This is a genomic window from Muriicola marianensis (assembly GCF_014638095.1).
Classification (GTDB): Bacteria; Bacteroidota; Bacteroidia; order Flavobacteriales; family Flavobacteriaceae; genus Muriicola; species Muriicola marianensis.
Genome location: NZ_BMFH01000001.1, coordinates 1,347,243 through 1,368,616, shown reverse-complemented (window position 1 = coordinate 1,368,616; position 21,374 = coordinate 1,347,243). Strand labels below are relative to the sequence as shown.

The 21,374-nt window shown below is 48.9% G+C and carries 19 protein-coding genes and 1 tRNA gene; 10 read left to right on the top strand and 10 right to left on the bottom strand.

All coding sequences use genetic code 11. The annotated features are described in order from the left end of the window. Positions 1–11 precede the first annotated feature (11 nt). From IEV19_RS06235 to IEV19_RS06225, 3 genes are all read right to left on the bottom strand, one after another. Positions 12–788, bottom strand: a complete 777-nt coding sequence (locus IEV19_RS06235; protein WP_188369801.1) for a DUF4331 family protein — start codon at positions 786–788, stop codon at positions 12–14. Between the two features lie 23 nt (positions 789–811). Next, entirely contained in the window at positions 812–1,504 is a 693-nt protein-coding gene (locus tag IEV19_RS06230; RefSeq protein ID WP_188369800.1) for a DUF4331 family protein, read from the bottom strand. 183 nt (positions 1,505–1,687) lie between these two features. Then, complete coding sequence (locus tag IEV19_RS06225) at positions 1,688–2,332, bottom strand: cation efflux transmembrane domain-containing protein (protein WP_188369799.1); 645 nt, start codon at positions 2,330–2,332, stop codon at positions 1,688–1,690. Positions 2,333–2,537: 205 nt separating this feature from the next. Here IEV19_RS06225 and IEV19_RS06220 point away from each other — a divergent pair, with 205 nt between their 5' ends. Beyond that, on the top strand, positions 2,538–3,119 hold the full coding sequence (locus IEV19_RS06220; protein ID WP_188369798.1) for a lipocalin family protein: 582 nt from the start codon (positions 2,538–2,540) through the stop codon (positions 3,117–3,119). Between the two features lie 228 nt (positions 3,120–3,347). Here the strand turns inward: IEV19_RS06220 and IEV19_RS13840 are convergent, their stop codons facing one another. Both IEV19_RS13840 and IEV19_RS06210 read right to left on the bottom strand, forming a co-directional pair. After that, positions 3,348–4,220, bottom strand: coding sequence for a hypothetical protein (locus tag IEV19_RS13840; protein WP_229732500.1), 873 nt, complete (start codon positions 4,218–4,220; stop codon positions 3,348–3,350). Positions 4,221–4,290: 70 nt separating this feature from the next. Continuing rightward, positions 4,291–4,806 (bottom strand): ClbS/DfsB family four-helix bundle protein, encoded by a 516-nt coding sequence (locus tag IEV19_RS06210; RefSeq protein ID WP_188369797.1) that lies wholly within the window; start codon positions 4,804–4,806, stop codon positions 4,291–4,293. Between the two features lie 213 nt (positions 4,807–5,019). On the opposite strand from IEV19_RS06210, the gene IEV19_RS06205 reads away from it, so the two are divergent. After that, entirely contained in the window at positions 5,020–5,283 is a 264-nt protein-coding gene (locus tag IEV19_RS06205) for a CBU_0592 family membrane protein (RefSeq protein WP_229732499.1), read from the top strand. A gap of 36 nt (positions 5,284–5,319) precedes the next feature. Here IEV19_RS06205 and IEV19_RS06200 read toward each other — a convergent pair whose 3' ends face one another. Further along, positions 5,320–6,675: a hypothetical protein gene (locus IEV19_RS06200; protein ID WP_188369796.1), complete on the bottom strand. Its 1,356-nt coding sequence runs from the start codon at positions 6,673–6,675 to the stop codon at positions 5,320–5,322. Positions 6,676–6,928: 253 nt separating this feature from the next. On the opposite strand from IEV19_RS06200, the gene IEV19_RS06195 reads away from it, so the two are divergent. After that, a tRNA-Leu gene (locus tag IEV19_RS06195) sits at positions 6,929–7,010 on the top strand. A 390-nt stretch (positions 7,011–7,400) separates the two neighbouring features. Further along, entirely contained in the window at positions 7,401–9,953 is a 2,553-nt protein-coding gene (locus IEV19_RS06190; RefSeq protein ID WP_188369795.1) for an adenosylcobalamin-dependent ribonucleoside-diphosphate reductase, read from the top strand. Positions 9,954–10,102: 149 nt separating this feature from the next. Here IEV19_RS06190 and IEV19_RS13890 read toward each other — a convergent pair whose 3' ends face one another. From IEV19_RS13890 to IEV19_RS06180, 3 genes are all read right to left on the bottom strand, one after another. Beyond that, on the bottom strand, positions 10,103–10,234 hold the full coding sequence (locus tag IEV19_RS13890; protein WP_262890083.1) for a hypothetical protein: 132 nt from the start codon (positions 10,232–10,234) through the stop codon (positions 10,103–10,105). A gap of 133 nt (positions 10,235–10,367) precedes the next feature. Further along, the gene (locus IEV19_RS06185; protein ID WP_188369794.1) at positions 10,368–11,708 is read right to left on the bottom strand and encodes a sugar porter family MFS transporter; all 1,341 of its coding nucleotides are present in this window, start codon (positions 11,706–11,708) and stop codon (positions 10,368–10,370) included. Between the two features lie 62 nt (positions 11,709–11,770). Then, complete coding sequence (locus tag IEV19_RS06180) at positions 11,771–13,012, bottom strand: 3-deoxy-D-manno-octulosonic acid transferase (protein ID WP_188369793.1); 1,242 nt, start codon at positions 13,010–13,012, stop codon at positions 11,771–11,773. A 92-nt stretch (positions 13,013–13,104) separates the two neighbouring features. On the opposite strand from IEV19_RS06180, the gene IEV19_RS06175 reads away from it, so the two are divergent. The 3 genes from IEV19_RS06175 to IEV19_RS06165 are packed head-to-tail and all read left to right on the top strand — an operon-like array spanning position 13,105 to position 15,699. Next, positions 13,105–14,253, top strand: a complete 1,149-nt coding sequence (locus IEV19_RS06175; RefSeq protein WP_188369792.1) for a DegT/DnrJ/EryC1/StrS family aminotransferase — start codon at positions 13,105–13,107, stop codon at positions 14,251–14,253. 6 nt (positions 14,254–14,259) lie between these two features. After that, entirely contained in the window at positions 14,260–15,276 is a 1,017-nt protein-coding gene (galE, locus tag IEV19_RS06170) for a UDP-glucose 4-epimerase GalE (protein ID WP_188369791.1), read from the top strand. 57 nt (positions 15,277–15,333) lie between these two features. Then, positions 15,334–15,699 carry a hypothetical protein gene (locus tag IEV19_RS06165; RefSeq protein ID WP_188369790.1) on the top strand — a complete coding sequence of 122 codons (366 nt, stop codon included), beginning with the start codon at positions 15,334–15,336 and terminating at the stop codon, positions 15,697–15,699. A gap of 4 nt (positions 15,700–15,703) precedes the next feature. Here the strand turns inward: IEV19_RS06165 and IEV19_RS06160 are convergent, their stop codons facing one another. Then, the gene (locus IEV19_RS06160) at positions 15,704–16,237 is read right to left on the bottom strand and encodes an alpha-ketoglutarate decarboxylase (RefSeq protein WP_188369789.1); all 534 of its coding nucleotides are present in this window, start codon (positions 16,235–16,237) and stop codon (positions 15,704–15,706) included. A gap of 100 nt (positions 16,238–16,337) precedes the next feature. Here IEV19_RS06160 and IEV19_RS06155 point away from each other — a divergent pair, with 100 nt between their 5' ends. Genes IEV19_RS06155 through odhB form a run of 3 tightly spaced genes read left to right on the top strand, consistent with a single transcriptional unit; the run spans position 16,338 to position 21,367 of the window. After that, the gene (locus tag IEV19_RS06155) at positions 16,338–19,142 is read left to right on the top strand and encodes a 2-oxoglutarate dehydrogenase E1 component (RefSeq protein WP_188369788.1); all 2,805 of its coding nucleotides are present in this window, start codon (positions 16,338–16,340) and stop codon (positions 19,140–19,142) included. Between the two features lie 3 nt (positions 19,143–19,145). Then, positions 19,146–20,114, top strand: a complete 969-nt coding sequence (locus tag IEV19_RS06150) for a M23 family metallopeptidase (RefSeq protein ID WP_188369787.1) — start codon at positions 19,146–19,148, stop codon at positions 20,112–20,114. A gap of 23 nt (positions 20,115–20,137) precedes the next feature. Continuing rightward, positions 20,138–21,367: a 2-oxoglutarate dehydrogenase complex dihydrolipoyllysine-residue succinyltransferase gene (odhB, locus tag IEV19_RS06145; protein WP_188369786.1), complete on the top strand. Its 1,230-nt coding sequence runs from the start codon at positions 20,138–20,140 to the stop codon at positions 21,365–21,367. Positions 21,368–21,374: the final 7 nt, after the last annotated feature.

Sequence of the window (21,374 nt, the reverse complement as noted above, 5' to 3'; positions counted from 1 at the left end):
ATAGCTCCTTTTTATTCAGGATTGCCCACGTAGGGGAACTGGGCCGAGATGTCAGCGGTTAGGCTTACACCATCAGAAGTGAGGCGTGGCAGATCTGCCATTCCATCATTGTCCAGGTCCTGTCCGCTGAACCGGTCTCCCTCTGCTCCTCCAAAGAGAAGGATCAGGGAAACATCGATAATATCATCGGTAAGTCTTCTTCCGGTCAGGGCCACTTCATCCCCGTCTGGAACAAGGATCCTTCCGTCATTGTCAGCGTCGGTTCCCGGATCAAAATACGTAGTTGGGAGATCCGGAGCCACTTCCAGCACATCAGTTGCCAGAACGGTTGTAAGGGTGGCCGCATCAAGTCCGAGGATATTGGGCTCATAGTTCACATCAGCCGGGTCCAGGCCCAATTTCATCGCATAGACATCGTGATATTGCTCCAGCCTCGCCTGAAAACCTGCCTGGAAAGTCGCTGTCATCTCCGATGGGATGGAATTGTTGTGAACATCTTTTACACTGGGCTCGCCATCCATATCAAAGCTGAGAACGGTATTGATCCCGGGACGGCCCATAAAATCAACCTGGGCATATGTGCCACTGAAGTCGGGGTCCATGGACATGGTGTCGCAGGGGTTGCAGGAACCGCCGCAATCCGTTCCTGTTTCGTCTCCATTCATGATCCCGTCACTGCATGTGGCCATTGGCTCCATCACAATATCGGCATCATCGTTGCTACATGAGACCAGAAAGGCCAGGGTAACAACTGATATTACATTTAATACTATTTTACTTGTTTTCATCTTTACTTTCTTTTTCAGTTTGATTATTGTTTTCTGTTAGTGGTTACCCATGTTTTATAAACCGTAAGTCCTAAGGCATTGGTTGCTGTCGGACTGCCCAGAAGACTATTGGGTATCTCCACTACGATAGACATCGTATTGGCGCCGTCAAAGGTATCTTCTGCTTCTTCCGGGGTTGAAAAACCTCTGGGGGCCGAATTCACATCCGGATTGATGACCGCATTGAATTGAAAAAAGTCGAAAAAGAAAGGATCCTGACGGGGTCCTGCAAAGAGGGAAACTCCTTCAGATGTTGTCTCGACAATAGCAGTTGTACCAGAGATCTCTACATCTCCCAGGGGAGCATCGACCAGGACTGTTCCGGTTAAGCCTGTTTGGCTGGGTGCAGCAGGTCCGAAGAAGTACATCCTGCCATTTCTGGGGATGGCCTGTATGACCACATCCTCGACAAGGTCTCCATCGAGATCGACATTGATCTCGGTTAGTACGTCCTCGTCAAAGGTGCCATATGCGAGATCCGGAAGGACGTTTGATTGAACGTCTACGACAAACACGGTGTTGTCTGAACCCTCCGAAGGTTCAAAGGCAAAGAAGTCGGCTATATCAGCCGAGGTGCCCGCCGAGGAAGGGGCGTCAATGTGGTCGGCAGCTATCAGTACCAGGCCGGCAACAGCCAATACCCCAAGCCCCACTAGTAATTTTCTTGTTTTTTTCATGTTGAATATGTTTTTAGTTTGAAAAAGTTTCACCTTACCTACGCAGTGATAGTAGGGAGGTTCAGTTTGAAGTGTTAAAGTTTTGTTAACAGATTTATGTGCACGGGGGAAGTAGAAATAGCCTTCAGGGAACCAGGCTATCAGAGGATTGGGCCTAACAGTAATTAAAGGGGGGCAGTGGTTTTAGTCACAACTGCAGTGGATGTCTGAATGCGCTTTCTCAAAACATTCCCTTCCTTCCTTAAAAGAAAAATAGGCGAGACCAAGGGTACCAATGCTGTCAACATACCCTATTTCGAAAAGTTCATAGATCCCACTGCTGATCAGCAGGATGACGGACATGTAGATACAAACCATGGTACAGTTGGCATCCGCCAGGATGGGAGCTGAATCCAGCCGGTTTCCAACCTTCCTTTTCCAGGCCACCAAAATCCACATCACCAGGATGGAGATCAGGGAGATCACCACGCCCCAAAAGGTTGTAATGGGATTATGTCCCGTCCAGATATTGAAGATAGAGGTGACTACCAGACCTGCTGTTAAAAGGTAAAAGGCAACTCCTGTGATCTTCAGTGCGGTCCTTTCAAATGGGTCCCGACTGCTGTCAGGGTTTTTTCTGATCCGGACGACCATATGGGCAATCCCGAGGCCTGAGATCACTTCGATGAAACTGTCGGTCCCAAATCCAAAGAGTGCCAGGCTCTCGTCCTCAAAGCCCAGGTAGGTGGAGATCAGGCCTTCGGCTATGTTATAGATAATAGTGAAGATGGCGAGGCCAAAGGCTGTTTGGTAAAGCACTTTTAATTCGTTGAATCTGGGTTGTTCCATTAATTGAATTACTGATACCAAGATAAATATCTTGTAAAAAAGGATAAGATGTAATGATTACATGTAAAATATTTTCAATGTGGAAATCGAAGCCCTGAAAGGAATTTTTGGACCTATTTAAATCAATAAAATATTTCTTTAGAAATCCAAAATTGGATTGGAATTTGAACTACATTTAGTAAAGGAAATCTAATCGAATACACGTATGAAAAACAAAGTTGCAATGCCTGTAGCGTTATTGTTTTTTATCGCTATGGAATCCTGTTCAAAAGACTCATCCACTGATTCTCAAACCCCATTGAATCCTGATATGCTGGTCGATCCGGGTAAAATAAGTTCGGGCACAATACCTTATTTTGGGTTTCTGGATGGGGAGGGAAGTTCCAACACTTACATGGAAATGCCTGTGGAGAGTTCTTCAGCGAATTTGCTGATTGGTAAATGGCAAATCACGAAACTGGGAATAGATGAGGCGAACGATGGAAATATAGTCTACTACCGATATGAGGACTATGATCATAAAGATTGCGGTGAGAGTTTTCTTCAATTCAATAGCGATGGTGTAGTCTTTGAAAACAGTTATTACAATAATACCGAAGACTGTATCCTTTACTCTGAGATCGACACATACGAGTTTATTGATTCTGATCGCTTAAAGATCTATGTATACGACAACATATTCCTGGTCAACCTTTCCGCAACGGAGTTGATCCTTAAATACGACTGGGCATTTCCGAACTCCCTATGGGGACCCACGCAAGTTTATTATCACTACAAAAGAGCCTGACCGGTTTTAAAAATAAATTTTTTTGCCAGGAGATGCCCTCCGCATACATTCAAAATAAACCTTTACAAGTAAAGGTCATGATCCTTATTTTGGAACTCTTAGGTAAGTGTACTCTTACGTCCTTATAAAGATCTGATCTTCTGAAATAAATAGTTGTCTGTTAGACTAAATGCTCCTAATAATGAAGTATTAAGGACTGATTTTAATGATATACCATTGAGAAATGGCTCACGTTTTTGCAGCTTTCAAAATCAGATCGGGTTCATAAACGGTCAGTGAAATGACCTTGTCGCCCTCCACCTCAAAATGTACCTCCACTGAGGTGATCCCATTATAGGTAAAGACGTTCGGCTCTTTCTGGAAGAGGGCTCCTCCAGATTTGCCCAGTTTACCCAAAGAGAGGTTTTCCCTCATGTTGAGTCTAACGGTGAAACCTTCGTTTTCCCCATCCCCATAGCGGTAATCTCCGAGATATTTTTCCTTGTCATTCGCACTCATGGGGATGTCCTTCTCCTTTCTGTTGGCCGTCCCCAGCTCTTCCAGATAGGCGATCAATTGTTCAGATGCCTGTATTTCTTGGTCAGTGAGAGTGATTCCGTAATTCGATCTCAGTCCGGCTTTGGCATGGCTGAGCAGGGAGATCCCGTGGGGTCCGGCAATGGATTCGATCCCCGGGGTGGATTCGATCATTGACTTAACGACTTCATATTTTCCGAACATGGCGAAAGTAAAAATATCCGGCCTAGCACCATTTGCCATTAAAAAATTTGCAATGTCCCTTCTTCCGACATGAGAGGCAGCCCCCAGTGCTGTTTCCCAGTCGCCAAAGGCCCAGTCCCAGGTAGCCCTCGCCAGTTCCGGCCTTTGGGACACCAATTCCTTCACCCTGTCGAAATTAAAATGTGAGGCTCCTACCACCTCCGCTACGATGGCATCATCAATGGATGGATACCTGTGAAACAGGGGGTCGTCTGGTGGGATATCCTCTCCGGCGGCTGACGGGTTGCTGGCAAACAACATGCTGGAAAAAGGGACAGACAACAGCCCGAAGAGGCTGCTTCTGACCATGACTCTTCTTGAAAACTTCAATTTGTCTTTCATAGGACTCTGAGTTACTGAGACCCCATGGTGCCTAAGGGGCCTTCTTGACAGACTTGAACAGACACACTTCCTAAGATAAGGAATCTTGCGATTTCATTCCTTTTTTTATGAGTTTCAGGGCCCAGTCGTAATGACTCGAGGTAGAGGAGACGAGATACGACCCAAGGGAGGTCGATCCTGTCCACAGATACCTCTTTTTCTCAAAGAGTTCAGGATCCGAATGCCTTTCAATGATGCCGTAGATCTTTTTATGGGATTGGTTAAATAATCTCCGTACTTCTTCCAGGTCCGTGTTCTGATAGTACTGCCAGATCCATCTGTTGAGAGCAGGGGTGGTTTTCCAGGTGTAGCCATCTGCCGGCATAGCAGCCTTGCCACCTCCCATACCAACCTTATACCAGTCGAAGAACAACAGGTGCCAATGGTACAGATGGGCCAGAACATCCCGAACATTTCGATTCATTGTGCCTGGAGTAAACTCTTTATTTCGTTCTCCGGGAGGAAGTGAATCGATCAATCTGTTCAGTTCGCCAAATGTACTTTTACTCAGCTCGAGTAACTCCTTTTTATTCTTGGGACGTGGCATTTCAGTGCATCTTGTTTATGAAAGGTACGGATAATACAACTCGCTTTTCGAGGTCTTATTCCATTTTGGTTACTCTTGATGTCATAAAGAAGCTACCGATGATTTGTTGCCTGATAATATTCCACAGGCTTAGCCTGTGAATTAGTTACTTTTACTGTGCATCTGGGCGTTAGTGACATCGGATGTGATTAGAGGTTTTAAACACGTCGAGCTATGAATATGATCAACACTTTTGTCTTGCAATACATCCGGCCCATTGAGATGCTTGGCGTATTGATGCGGATCTTCAGTTTTTCCCTGGTGAGTTGGCTGGGGGAGGACAGCCCCTTTCTTTTTGTTTGGATCTTCAATACCGCCGATGCAGTCCTGTTGTCCTGGACCTCCATATTAAAGAAGGACAATGCCTATACCCTGTTAAACGTGTTTTGGATTGGGGTCGGACTTATAGGGATCATGCGCGCTTCGGGGCTGATCTGAACCGGTGATCCCTGGATATAGGATCGCACTCAGAGCTTAGAAATTGTAGTTGGTCACAAAACTCAGCTGGTGAAAATTGCTGCTGTTAAAGATCACGTCCGGTGTCGATGTATTCCTGTTTTTGTTGTGAATGTAAAGCAGGTCAAAAGCAAGGCCTTTTAAAAATCCCTTTAATTCATAGTGTAATCGCAAGTTCATCTGGTAATATTCATCCAGATTGTATTTGTTGAATTCGAAATCGCCTACCCTGGGGCCAAAAACCTCAGTGAGGTCAACCCGGGCAAAGAATCCCTCCCTTCTGAAGCGGTACTCCCCGGAAAGGGTAAGGACCTCGGCATCCCCAAAACCCTCGAGCCGTGAACGGGGGATAGAAGTAAAGAAATGGTCTCGTCCCAATTCTTTGGGAAACAGGAATCTTCCCGAATCGAAGGCCCGTGTAAACCCGAGACTTACCTGCCACCGCTCCGGATCGTAGGCTACCCTGGCACTTAGTACCTGCCCGTTCTCCCCGGGTTGTACGTAACGGTTGACATAAGGCAGGTCTGCCTGGAATCCATCCGGAAACTGATAGGCGTACTGCATTCCGAGTTCCCAATTATTCCGGAGTAGATTTAATTCCACCATGCCGGTATGACTGATGTGGTGAATGTACCAATGATTCACCCGCAGGTTAAGGTAGGGAAGGTTGTACTCATACTCCAGCAGGGCGATTCCTTTGGATTCTGTCTTACCCCTGTAATCTGCAATTTCCCCATTGGGCTGGAAACCGTTGTTCACCAGCCCTATTGCCTCGTTGAACCCGTACCATTCAACTGTACTCCGTGGAGAGAGTCGGTCGAGCCAGCTGAGATTGATAAGGTGGTCACGGGTCTTGTGCTGAAGCCAGATGCCTTTAAAGGCAAAGGGTTTCATGCGGCCATCGCTTTCATTGAGCAAGGGGGTTTCTTCAACAGCAAGTTTGCCATAGGTAATATATCCCCTTTTGAAATTGTATCGGAGGTAAAGCTCCTCCAGGCGATCCAGGTCATTGAAATTATCGAAATCGGTGATGTCGTAAAGCTCGTGTTCCCATTTGGAGATCCGGCCAGTTGTTTCATCTGCTTCATTGAGGTCTGCAGAAAATCCCTTGTAGGTAAAGATCCCTTTCACGCCTATTTCAAACCCTTTGTATTCTTTTGTTTTGATGGCCAGCGCTCCCCCTATCGCGTTGGTGTAGTAGTCCTTCAAATCACCCTCATTAAGGGTGGTCATAAAGAAATTCCGGATATGCCCTTCCACTTCCGAACCTGTAAAGATCTCTTTCAAACTTTTGGGTTCTTCATTTCGCTCAGCCTCCTGAGCCTGTGGTCGGGTGGATAGCAATATCAAAGCGAGAAGCAAGGTCTTTTTCATATGCAAGCAGACACAGGGTGCTGAGAGGATGGGTGTGGCATAATTGCAGGTAAAATTAGGGTTGGGATCCGACTTCCCCGGTAACCTGGGTTACTCAGCGGAAGAATGATTGTCGCTCTGGGAAGGGACAAGTTGAGGATATTTAAAAATGCTGAAGTAGAAAAGTGCTGTCTTTGTTTCTAACACCTGTAATTTTTATGGTAATATTCCTTTTACATAATAATTCAACTTTTGTATCTTTGCTGCCCTGTTTGCAGGTGTGGTGGAATTGGTAGACACGCTAGTATCAGGAACTAGTGCCGCGAGGCTTGGGAGTTCGAGTCTCCCCACCTGTACAGATTAAAAATGACCCTTCGGAAACGGAGGGTTATTTATTTGAAGATGTTTCGTCTAATTCAGGGAGACGAGAGGCCTGTCCCGAGCGCAAGCTCGGGAAGTCTCCCCACCTGTACAAAAAGAGAATGACCCTTCGGAAACGGAGGGTTTTTTTATGGCCAAAATCACACTCTTTAATCCGGTGGAATCACCTAAACTCCGGGGATTCAACCACTCGAAAGAAGTTTAAAAAATTTGTCAACTTTTTTGTGTTGATAAATTTTTAAATACCTGATAATCAGGTTAAATACTGTTTTGTTTGGTAAACTATATGATATTTATCATAAAAGGGTTTGGTAATTCTTCTCTAATTTTAACTCCAAATTATCCATCAACCTTACACTGTAAACATGCAAACGACTTCCAAAACTGCCCTCTCCAAAACCTATACACAAGAGGAGGCATTTAAGGCCTCATTGACTTATTTTGACGGGGATGACCTCGCCGCCCGGGTCTGGGTAAATAAGTACGCCCTCAAAGATTCCGAAGGAAACATTTATGAAAAGACCCCGGATGATATGCACAGAAGGATCGCTGGTGAGATCGCGAGGATCGAGGCGAAATATCCGAATCCTATGTCAGAACAGCAGATATTCGACCTCATTGCGAATTTCAGGTATATCGTCCCCCAGGGTAGTCCGATGGCAGGGATCGGTAACCCCTTCCAGATCGCTTCCCTATCCAACTGTTTTGTGATTGGTACGGATGGGAGCTCGGATTCCTATGGGGCCATTATGAAGGTCGACCAGGAACAGGTGCAGTTGATGAAACGCCGGGGTGGGGTAGGGCACGACCTTTCCCATATTCGACCCAAAGGGTCCCCGGTAAAGAATTCGGCATTGACTTCCACCGGACTGGTACCTTTTATGGAACGGTACTCAAACTCTACACGCGAAGTGGCCCAGGATGGCAGGCGGGGGGCATTGATGCTTTCTGTATCCATCAATCACCCCGATGCTGAAGACTTTATCGACGCCAAAATGGAACAGGGAAAAGTCACAGGTGCGAATGTTTCTGTACGCATAGACGATGCATTTATGAGGGCGGTGGAAACGGATCAGGTCTACACACAGAAATTTCCCATCCACAGCGTCCAACCCAAGTACAAAAAGGAAATTCAGGCCTCAGACCTTTGGAAGAAGATCGTCCACAACGCCTGGAAATCTGCAGAACCGGGAATCCTGTTCTGGGACACCATCACCAGGGAATCCGTACCGGACTGCTATGCTGATCTGGGCTACAGGACCGTATCGACCAACCCCTGTGGGGAAATTCCCTTGTGTCCTTATGACTCCTGTCGTCTGCTGGCCATCAACCTCCTTTCTTATGTGGAGGCCCCATTCACGGACCAGGCGTCATTTAACTTTACTCTCTTCGCTGAACACGTGGCTGCCGCTCAGCGCATCATGGACGATATCATCGACCTGGAGCTGGAAAAGATCGACGCCATTCTGAGGAAGATCGAATCGGATCCTGAACTGGAAGAGACCAAAATGGTAGAACACAAGCTATGGAAGAATATACAAAGGAAGGCGCAGGAGGGCCGGCGCACCGGAATCGGGATCACCGCAGAGGGAGACATGCTGGCTGCTCTGGGCCTGAGATATGGAAGCGAAGAGGCCAATGATTTCTCTGTGAGGGTGCACAAGACCATTGCCGTGGAAGCCTACAGGGCCAGTGTTCACACAGCCAGGGACCGGGGTGCCTTCGAAATCTTCGATGCCGAACGGGAAAAGGACAATCCCTTTATCCTTCGTTTGAAGGAGGCCGATGAACAGTTGTATTACGAAATGCTGGAGTACGGCAGGAGAAACATCGCCTTACTGACCATCGCTCCGACAGGAACCACAAGCCTGATGACCCAGACTACCTCCGGAATTGAGCCTGTTTTCCTTCCGGTTTACAAAAGGAGGAGGAAGGTAAACCCCAACGAAAAAGGTGTTCGGGTTGATTTTGTGGATGAGGTAGGGGACTCCTGGGAAGAGTACCCGGTATTTCACCATCAGTTTAAAGCCTGGATGACCGCCAATGGCTACGATACCGAAAAGCATTATTCCCAGGATGAGATCAATGCCCTGGTAGAAAAATCTCCATATTACAAAGCCACCTCTAATGACGTAGACTGGTTGAGCAAAGTCCGCTTGCAGGGAGCCGTGCAGAAATGGGTAGACCATTCCATCAGTGTCACCATCAACCTTCCGAATGAGGTTTCTGAAGAGCTGGTGGGAGAACTTTACCTTGAAGCATGGAAAGCAGGGTGCAAAGGGGTGACCGTATACCGCGATGGCTCTCGTTCCGGGGTACTGATCTCGAACGAGGACAAGAAAGAGGAACAGGCCAACACCCTGACCCCATTCCCTACCAAAAGGCCTCAAATTCTCGAAGCCGATGTGGTGAGGTTCCAGAACAACAAGGAGAAATGGATCGCCTTCATCGGCTTGATCGATGACAATCCGTACGAGATCTTCACCGGGCTGGCAGATGATGAGGACGGAATCCTTATCCCGCGATGGGTGACCAAAGGCCTGATCATAAAAGGCAGGGATGAGGATGGGAATTCGCGATACGACTTCCAGTACAAGAATACACGTGGGTATAAGACCACCATCGAAGGTCTGTCTCACAAATTCGATCCGGAGTACTGGAACTATGCCAAACTCATCTCGAGTACTCTCAGGCACGGGATGCCGATAGAAAAGGTCGTCGACCTGATCAACAGCCTGCATCTCGACAGCGAGCAGATCAACACCTGGAAGAACGGTGTTGCCCGCGCCCTGAAGCGATATGTGGCCGATGGTGTAGCGGCAAAAGGACAGAAATGCAGCAATTGTGAGTCGACCAACCTCGTCTACCAGGAGGGCTGCCTTACCTGCAAGGACTGCGGTTCTTCAAAATGCGGGTAATGGATCTTGGCGTAGCCGAACCTTTCAGGGTAATGGACAAGAAATACATTCAGCTCCTTTACCGGATTGGCCGGCTATAGCGATGTAGTTTTACACTCCTCCTATCGAGGTGAATTGTATGAAAATCGAGGATTTGGAAACGGTCTTGATCAAGACCAAACACCGAACAGGGCCAGAATGAGTGCCACTACCACGGATGCGAGGATGAGCACCAGTACAATGACCATTACACGTAAAAAACCATTCAGGAGTTTGGTGCCGAAGCTCAGTTGTTCATTCATTGTTCTCGTGCTTAGGTGAAAGTTACAAAAAAAACCAACGCCCGGTTTTTATTTGCACCCCCCAATTTGATCAAAAAAAGACGGCTTATTGCATTTAAAGGGTATGCCGCCAAAATTTTCGATAAATGGAGGCTTAGCTATGGTCACCTTCAACTGATTGCGGACTCAGCTTAAGACTGAGTTCCTCCAGGGAAACCCCCTTGGTTTCCGGCATCATAAACATCACGAACAGCAACTGGAGTACCATCATGAAAGCGAAAATACTGAAGACGATCCCCGGCCCCACACTGCTGAAAAGGAAGGGGATAGAGGAGGGGATGATAGCAGCTAATACCCAGTGGACCGAACACCCGAAACTCTGGCCATAGCCCCTGAGGTGGTTGGGAAAGATCTCGGAGATGAACACCCAGATAACCGTTCCCTGCCCTATGGCGTGGGCGGCGATAAAAACAAACAGGAAGCCGGCTACGGCCAGTCCTTCCCAGTTGAGGAAGAAAGCGCAAGCTACGAGCGCGAGGGAAACGATATATCCCACAGACCCAATGTACATGAGTTGCTTCCTTCCCATGCGGTCTATCAGGTTGATGCCAACCAGGGTGAAGACCATGTTGGTGATCCCAATCCCTATACTGCTGAGCAGGGCCGCGCTCGATCCGAGTCCGGCCTCCTCCAGGATACGGGGAGCGTAGTACAGGAAAGCATTGATCCCTGAGAATTGATTAAAGAAGGCGATCAGGAAGGCCAGGATCAGGGGGAAGCGATATTTCCGGATAAAGATGGTCTCTCCGGGTACGGTGTTCATATTCTCGAGCTTTACATCTTCAAGGAGTTGTTCTATGTTTCCCTGTGGATTTATCTTCAGTAATACGCTGCGGGCCTCATCGAATCGGGACCTGCTGAGAAGCCAACGCGGGCTTTTAGGGAGTCCGAAGGACATGACCGTATATATGAATGCAGGGATCGCCTCTACCCCTACCATCCACCTCCAGGAATTCTCGCCCACATTGCTGAGCAGATAATTGGAAAAGAAGGCGATCAGGATTCCAAAGACGATGTTGAACTGGTAGAGGCCGACCAGTTTCCCCCTTCTTTTTGCCGGGGCGATCTCTGAGATATAGGTGGGGGCTGCCACCGTTGAGGCACCCACGCCCAGTCCGCCTATAAACCTGAAGATCGCGAAGGTCACCGGGTCATTGGCAAATGCCGAGCCAAGAGCCGAAACGGTATAGAGAATCCCTATCCACACCAGGGTTTTTTTCCTTCCAAGCTGATTTGTTGGGAAGCCTCCGAGTAAAGCGCCGACTACAGTTCCCCATAAGGCCATGCCGATGACCACGATGCCGTGAAAACTATCCGAGGATTGCCACAGGGTCTGCAGGGTCTTTTCCGCTCCGGAAATCACCACGGTGTCAAAGCCAAACAAGAATCCGGCCAAGGCAGCCGTAACAGAAAAGCGCAGAATTTTCCGGTCCATACCTAAGGGTTTCCTGTAAATCTAGAAAAATTAATTGTCAATTGCCTCCAGGATCAGCGGATTCAAAATTCCATCCGGTTTTGAAGGAATTCCATGATCTTTCGTGTAGCCCCTTTTCTCAGGGCTACATAATCAGTGTTGATCTTACCCTGCCGTTCACGTGTATTTTCGTTGCTCAATAGGTCGCGAACAACAGCGGCAAATGTATCCGGACTGTCCACGACGGTGATACCCCCAAGTGCTACGAGTTCTTCAGCTTCAGCAAATCCCTGATACTTCGGACCCGTGATCACCGGGATGCCAAAGACAGCAGGCTCCAGGGTGTTGTGGAGTCCGGTAGCAAAGCCTCCTCCCACATAGGCCAGGTCTGCATAGGAATACACTTTGGTAAGCAGGCCAATGGTGTCCAGCACCAGAATATCGTAGCGGGAAGGATCCTGATTCTCCATATTTGTATAGAACAGCGCATTCCCTGGAAGTTTTTCCCTGAGGGAACTCAGATGCGCCTCCTTGATATCATGGGGGGCTATTAGGAACTTGATACCGGGTGGCGGATCCTGTAAAAAGGGAATGAGCAATGCCTCGTCCTCCGGCCAGGTGCTGCCGAGAACAAAACACAGGTCCTTCCCTTTAAAATCATCCATAAATCGCAGGGTATTGTCGCGCTCCAGGATCTCGCTTACACGATCGAAACGGGTATCCCCGGAGAGGGTAACATCATTGATTTTCAATCGCTCCAGCAATTGGACAGACCTCTCATCCTGTACAAAGTAGTGAGAGAACTTCCTCAGGGCCTTCCTCATAAATCCTCCATAACCTTTGAAGAACACCTGGTCCGGGGTGAATCTCCCGGAGATCAGTACCGCAGGAATCTCCCTCAGGTTTAGTTCCTTGAGGTAATTAGGCCAGATCTCGTATTTTACAAAAAGCGCGATCTCAGGCCTTGTAAGCTCCAGGAATTTTCTGGTATTCCTCCTGATGTCGACAGGCAGGTAGGTGATAAGATCGGCCTCCCGGGAATTCTTTTTGACCTCATATCCGGAGGGAGAAAAAAAAGTTACCAGCACTTTGTGTTGGGGGTAAGTACTTTTGAGCGCCTTGATCACCGGTAACCCCTGTTCAAACTCTCCAAGGGAAGCCGTGTGTACCCAGATGAGGCGCTCCCCTTTCCGTATGTTCTCTTTGAGATACCCGAAAACTTCCTGCCGGCCCTTTACGAAAAGCGTCAATTTTGGACTGAAGTAGGCCGCGATCTTCAGGAATTGCCAGGTGATGTAGATAAGAAGATTATAGAGGGAATACACAAGGGTTCATTTGTCGCTAAAATAAGCTTCTTTAGGGAATTACATTGGTCGCCGTTCCGTAATTTCGTAATATTGCGGGCATAGATTCAGGCATGAAAAAGATACAAATGGTTGACCTTACGGGTCAGTACGAAGACATTCGGGAGGAAGTCAACAAGTCCATCCAGCAGGTCATGGAAACGGCAGCTTTCATCAACGGTCCTGAGGTCCACGGTTTTCAAAAAGAACTGGAAGACTACCTGGGCGTAAAGCACGTAATTCCCTGTGCCAACGGCACGGATGCCCTGCAGATCGCCATGATGGGACTTGGCCTGAAGCCCGGTGACGAGGTGATCACGGCTGATTTTACCTTTGCGGCCACAGTGGAGGTCATCGCCCTTTTGGGCCTTACCCCCGTCCTGGTGGATGTAGATGCCGAGACCTTTAATATCAACCCCGAAGCAGTAAGAAAAGCGATCACTCCAAAAACAAAGGCGATCGTTCCCGTCCATCTCTTCGGCCAGTGTGCCCCCATGGACGAACTCCTAGCCATAGCCGAAGAAAACGGGCTTTTCCTGATCGAGGATAACGCCCAGGCCATCGGGGCAACCCATACTTTCAAGGATGGGAGCAAGAAGATGGCCGGAACGATGGGTCACGTAGCAGCCACTTCATTTTTCCCATCTAAGAATCTGGGATGTTACGGCGATGGAGGGGCGATCTTTACGAATGATGACGACCTTGCACATTTCATCCGTGGGATCGTGAACCACGGAATGTACGAGCGGTACCACCACGATGTGATAGGGGTGAACTCCCGCCTGGATTCTATTCAGGCTGCAGTCCTTCGGGCTAAATTACCCCGCCTGGATGACTATTGCAGCAGAAGGAGGGAAGCTGCGAGGAAGTACAACAAGGCTTTTAAAGGGAATAGTGCCCTCATCCTTCCTAAAACGGTGAATAATTGCGACGGGATATGTCCTACATGCGACTGCCATGTGTTCCACCAATATACCCTGAGGATCACAAACGGCAAAAGGGATGCCCTGGCTGCCCACCTGTCGGAAAAAGGGATTCCCTTTGGGATCTACTATCCCATCCCATTGCACAGGCAAAAGGCATATACGGATCCCCGGTACAGGGAAGCCGATTTTCCGGTCACAAACCAGCTGGTGAAGGAGGTGATCTCCTTGCCCATGCATACCGAACTGGACGACGACCAGATCGAATTCATAACTGCGACTGTCCTGAATTTTATATAAATCGATATGAAGATACTGGTAACCGGAGGCCTTGGGTTCATAGGCTCGCATACTGTTGTTGAACTACAAAAGGAAGGCTATGAAGTGGTGATCATCGACAACTGCTCCAATGCTTCGGAGGAGGTCCTGGAGGGTATCACCGCCATTACCGGGAAAAGACCTCTTTTTGAAAAGATGGACCTGAGAGATAAGGCCGATGTGATCAGTTTCTTCGATCGACATTCCGACGTGGCGGGGGTAATACACTTTGCAGCGTCTAAAGCCGTGGGGGAGAGTGTGGAAAAACCTCTGTTGTATTATGAGAACAACCTTACTACCCTGGTTTACCTGCTGCAACAACTGACCCAAAAGAAAAAGGCCCATTTTATTTTCAGCTCTTCCTGTACGGTTTACGGCCAGGCCGATGAAATGCCTATCACGGAGAACGCCCCGGTAAAACCCGCAGAGTCGCCTTATGGGAACACAAAGCAGATAGGGGAGGAGATCATTCGCGATACCTGCAGGGTGTGTCCTCAATTACAGGCCATCTCCCTTAGGTATTTCAATCCCATGGGAGCACACCCCAGTGCAGAGATAGGGGAATTGCCCCTGGGGGTTCCGCAAAACCTGGTGCCTTTTATAACCCAGACCGGGATCGGGCTCAGAGAACAACTTTCTGTCTTCGGGGATGACTATCCCACTGAAGACGGTACCTGTATACGGGATTATATCCACGTGGTGGATCTGGCCCGTGCTCATGTGGTGGCACTGAAGCGACTGATGGATGGGAAGAACGAGGAAAACTACGAGGTATTTAATGTGGGTACCGGTACCGGAAGTTCAGTGATGGAGGTCATCCACAGTTTTGAAAGGGTCTCAGGCACAAAATTGAATTACAAGGTTGTCGGAAGAAGGGCAGGAGACATTACTCAGGCGTATGCCGATACTTCTTTGGCCAATCGGGTGCTGGGCTGGAAAGCAGAGTCGACCCTGGACGACGCCATGCGCTCCGCCTGGAAATGGGAGCAGAAGATCAGATCCTGATCTCTTTCTGCAAATCGAGCTAAGATCCCAGGGAAGCCAACTCCTCGTATATTGAATATGGGTGACGAACTGATCAATAGTGCATCTGTACTGCAACGGGCTATCTCCCTCGACCTGTATCACAAACTGCTGGTTCAGCTAAAAAAGGATTTTGCCCTGGCCAATATCCCTTTCCATCCGCGGGAGGATGTAACCCCCATCGAACTCACCTCCCTGCTCAGGGAAAAGATCTATGTCTTGCTGATGGAACAGTTCCCGGAGTATCTCAACCTTTTGTACATCATCGACGTGCCTGAAAAGTCATTTTCCGAGGGAGACATCAAGGACGCTGCAGATATGGCCGATGAAGCTGCATATCTCATCCTGAAAAGAGAGTGGCAAAAGGTGTGGTTTAAGGATTCTTACGGGGGAGGAAATTCGTAAAATCTTAAAAGAAGACCCTGATAAAGGGGATCCAGGGATCGGCATAGATACTTTTATCCTCATCGTACAGGATATCGTAACGAATCCCAAACGTGACGGGCCCCGAATTGTAGCCTATCCCGAGAAAAAGCATGGGTAACCAGTAATCTTCCTCCACGGGCACGGCGTTGAACTGAAACCTCCGGTGTACGCGTAATTGTTCAAACTCGGAAGATAGTTGAAGCCCCCTTACCGGAGTGAAATAGGCCAAAGCACCCGCCCCATAAGCTGTGAATCTGTCTTCCCCGAATTTGGCATAGGAGAAACTGACATTCGTACCCAGAGCCACGTAAGGATTCACGGGGTAAATGGCTGCGGGGGAGGCGATGAAATTAAATGAATTGTTGCCAAAACCGAGTCCGATGGCGCCTCCAAATCTCACCTTGCTCCAAAAAGGGCTGCCGGAAGGAATTCCCTGGGCGTTGAGACACATCGGAACAGTTGCCAGGATGAAGGCAATTATAAAAACAGATCTTCTTATTTTCCGACAGTGGGTCATGGATTCGACTTAGCAAATATTAGAACGGGACATCCCTGTAAATAGTATTAAATATTGTATTTTTGATAAATTTTTCAAACGGTTAAGACCACCTGAATATATGGACAAATATTCCTTTCTAAACGCTGCTCATACTTCCTTTTTTGCAGAGATGTACGACAAGTACCTCACTCACCCGGATAGTGTGGAACCCAGTTGGAGGGCTTTCTTCCAGGGATTTGATTTCGGGATGGAGAGCGCGCTGGATGAAGTCGGTATCGATACTCAATCCGGGACAGCAACTCTGTCTAACGGCCATGCTGTGGAGATCCCGGAGACATTGCAAAAGGAATTTCAGGTCGTCCGCCTGATCGACGGATACCGAAGCAGGGGTCACCTTTTCACCAAGACTAACCCGGTAAGGGAAAGGAGGAAGTATTCCCCCACCCTGGATATTGAGAATTTTGGCCTGACGGAAGCCGACCTCGACACTGTTTTCAATGCCGGCGAGATCATAGGGTTAGGTTCAAATACCCTCAGGAATATCATCGCTCACCTGGAGCAGATCTACTGTGATTCCATAGGGGTGGAATACATGTACATAAGGAGTCCCGAAAGGGTAGAATGGATCCAGGCTTGGCTGAACCGAAACAATAATCACCCGGACTTCAGCTCCGATCAAAAAAAACACATCCTTAAAAAACTCAACCAGGCCGTCTCCTTTGAGGGTTTCCTGCACACCAAATACGTGGGGCAGAAAAGATTCTCCCTGGAAGGGAACGAGTCCCTCATCCCGGCGGTAGACACCATCGTTGAAAGGGCAGCCCGGATGGGAGTAAAACAATTCGTCATGGGGATGGCTCACAGGGGAAGGCTCAATGTGCTGACCAACATCTTCGGGAAGGCGCCCAAGGACATTTTCAGCGAGTTCGACGGGAAGGATTACGAACAGGAGATCTTTGACGGGGACGTGAAATACCACCTTGGGTGGACCTCTGAAAGAACCACAGAGAACGGCAACAAGATCAATATGAACATCGCCCCCAACCCCTCTCACCTGGAAACAGTGGGAGCGGTGGTAGAAGGGATCACCCGGGCCAAACAGGACGCGCATTTTCCGGAGGACTTCTCCAAGGTGCTGCCCATTGTCGTTCACGGGGATGCAGCCATCGCCGGACAGGGGATTGCCTACGAGGTGGTGCAGATGGCAGACCTCGACGGGTACAGAACTAACGGGACGATCCATATTGTCGTCAATAACCAGATCGGCTTTACGACGAATTATCTCGACGGCCGTTCCTCTACCTATTGTACGGATGTGGGAAAAGTTACCCTGAGTCCGGTCCTCCACGTCAATGCAGACGATGTGGAAAGCGTAGTGCACGCTTCCTTATTTGCTTTGGAATACCGCATGCGATTTCAGCGGGATGTGTTCCTCGATCTGCTAGGATACCGGAAGTACGGGCACAATGAAGGGGATGAGCCCAGATTTACCCAACCAAAGCTCTATAAGGCCATCGCCAAACACCCGAACCCGAGGGATATCTATGCGGAGAAATTGATGACTGAAGGAGTCATCGACAAGGATTATGTGCGTCAGCTCGAAGAAGAGTACAAAGGCACCCTGGAAGAAGAACTCGAGGATTCCAGAAAAGAGGAAAAGACAGAGATCACCCCATTTATGGCGGATGAGTGGAGTGGGTTCCAGAATGTACGGGAATGGGAAATGATGGATCCCGTAGATACAACCTATGACAGAAAGAAACTCGATACCATAGCTGAGACCATTACCACTCTGCCTGAAGGAAAGAAATTCCTGAGGAAAGTTGAGAAACTCGTCAGCGACCGGAAGAGCATGTATTTTGAGACCGATAAACTCGACTGGGCGATGGGAGAGTTACTCGCCTACGGTTCCCTCTTGCAGGAAGGGTTTGGGGTCCGGATGAGCGGGCAGGACGTGGAAAGGGGTACCTTCTCACACCGGCACGCGGTCATGAAGGTTGAAGAGAGTGAAGAGGAGGTCATGCTCTTAAATCACATCGCTGAGAACCAGGGTGAATTTCAGATCTACAATTCCCTTCTGTCAGAATACGGGGTGCTGGGCTTCGATTATGGCTATGCCATGGCGAGCCCGAATACCCTGACAATATGGGAGGCCCAGTTCGGGGATTTCAGCAACGGGGCCCAGATCATGATAGATCAGTATATCTCGGCAGCCGAAGACAAATGGAAGTTGCAGAACGGATTGGTCATGTTCCTGCCTCACGGATACGAGGGGCAGGGAGCAGAACACTCCTCTGCCAGGATGGAAAGATATCTCCAGTTGTGCGCCCGGGACAATATGTACGTGGCCGATGTGACCACCCCGGCCAATATGTTCCATTTGCTAAGGCGCCAGATGAAAAGCAATTTCAGGAAACCCCTGATCGTATTTACTCCCAAGAGCTTGTTGAGGCATCCCAGGGCCGTATCGTCCGTAAGCGAAATGACCGATGGCAGGTTTATGGAGGTAATTGATGATCAATCGGTGAAGGCAGACAAAGTGAAGTCCCTTGTCTTCTGTACGGGGAAATTCTACTACGACCTCCTGGCGGCCAGAGAGGAACTCGGCAGGGAGGATGTGGCACTGGTCAGGGTTGAACAGCTGTTTCCCCTGCCGGCAGAACAGATGAGGGAGATCATAGCCAAATACAAAAAGGCCGAGGAAGTGGTCTGGGCACAGGAAGAGCCCAGGAATATGGGGGCATGGGCCCATCTTCTCATGCATTTTGAGGAAGCGCGGACCTTTAGGGTCGCCTCCAGGAGAATCTATGCTGCCCCGGCGGCCGGAAGTTCGGTGAGGTCCAAACTGAGGCACCAGCAGGTAATCGATTACGTCTTTGACAAGACCAAGGATAATATGACCCGACCTGCGACGAAAAACTGATCCATGCGTATAAGGATACTCCTTCTTTTGATGCTCGTTTCCGGATTTGCTTTTTCCCAAACCGAGCTGCCCCAGTATTCCAACATGATCTCACAGATCGCCAGCCTGTATAATGCCCAGGATTATCAGGGCATCTATCGGCTGTACGATGAGAACATGCAGAAGGCGATCACACAGGAGGAGAACCGCAAGTTCTTTACTGATAACGTCAACAGGATCATGGGGAATATCAAAGAATGGGAATTTATCGGCTTTCAAAGAGGAGCGCATGTGTACCGCACCCTTTTTGACCGGGCCCTGACCAACCTGATGCTGACCATCAGCGGGCAGAACAACAGGATCGTCGGGTTCTACATTGCCCCTGCCAGACCTATTGGGATCCCCGTCCTGGAAAGAAATACCACCAAAATGATCATTCCCTTGCAGGAAGAGGTATTCGTATACTGGGGAGGAACTACGCTCGAACAGAATTACCACTTGGCTGAGATCTCTCAACAGTACGCCTATGATATACTTATGGAAGCAGATGGGAGTTCCTATCAGGGCGACCCAAAGGACAATAACAGTTATTTTATTTTCGGGAAGGAGATCATCGCCCCCTGCGCGGCGAGGGTCGTGAGAGTGGTGAATGGGATAGCAGATAATGTCCCCGGTGAGGTCAACCCGGTACAACACGCGGGTAATCACATCATTTTGCGAACCGATAACGAGGAATACATTGTGTTGGCCCACCTTATGCTCGACTCCATTGTGGTGGAGGAAGGGCAGGACGTGCAACAGGGTGAACTTCTGGCCCTATGCGGGAATTCGGGCAATACCACCGAGCCCCATTTACACCTGAGTCTTCAGAATACCCTGGAAGAGGAGGAGGCGACGGGCGCCAGGCTGTATTTTGACCAGATTTATGTCAATGGCGAAATAAATACCGATTATCTACCGGTAAAAGAAGATTTTATCAGAAATTTGGAATAACGCATACATACAAAAGCAAGACCATGATATTAGAAATGAAAGTTCCCTCTCCGGGAGAATCCATAACGGAGGTTGAGATCGCTGAATGGCTGGTCAAGGATGGGGATTATGTCGAAAAGGATCAGGCTATAGCCGAGGTGGATTCGGACAAGGCAACCCTGGAACTGCCGGCTGAGGAAAGCGGGGTGATCACCCTGAAAGCAGAGGAAGGCGATGCCGTAGCTGTTGGGGAGGTGGTTTGCCTGATTGATACGGATGCTCCCAAACCCGAAGGAAAGGGTGGGGAAGCCAAAGAAACCAAAGCTGAAAAACCGCCGAAGGAAGAGAAGCCAAAGCCTGCTGAGAAATCCCAGCCTGAAGAGACCAAGAAGACCTATGCAAGCGGCACGCCCTCTCCGGCAGCTAAGAAGATACTCGATGAAAAAGGTATTCAGGCCTCCTCAGTAAAAGGAACAGGTAAGGATGGGAGGATCACCAAGGAAGATGCCGTCAGTGCCGTTCCGTCTATGGGAACGCCCACCGGAGGCAAGAGGGGAGAGACCCGGACCAAACTTTCCATGCTCAGGAGGAAGGTTGCAGAGCGCCTGGTCTCTGCCAAGAATGAAACGGCCATGCTCACCACCTTTAACGAGGTCGACATGTCAGCCATCTTCGAACTCAGGAGCAAATACAAGGAAGAATTCAAGGAAAGACACGGGGTAAGCCTGGGCTTTATGTCCTTTTTTACCAAAGCTGTCATCCGTGCCCTGCAGGAATTCCCCGCGGTGAATTCCATGATAGACGGCAAGGACATGATCACTTACGACTTTTGCGATATCAGCATAGCTGTTTCCGGGCCCAAGGGCCTGATGGTCCCTGTGATCCGGAATGCAGAAAACCTCACTTTCAGGGGAGTTGAAGCCGAGGTCAAGCGCCTCGCTATCCGCGCCCGTGAAGGACAGATCACTGTAGATGAGATGACGGGGGGTACTTTTACCATTTCGAATGGGGGTGTTTTTGGTTCCATGTTGTCGACGCCCATCATCAACCCTCCGCAAAGCGGGATACTGGGGATGCACAATATTGTTGAAAGACCGGTGGTGAAGAACGGAGAGATCGCCATTGCCCCGGTGATGTATGTCGCCCTGTCCTATGATCACAGGATCATTGATGGTCGGGAATCTGTAGGTTTCCTGGTGGCTGTCAAAGAAGCCCTCGAGAGTCCGGAAGAACTCCTGATGGACGGAGATGTGAAAAAAGCCCTGGAATTATAGGCCTGTG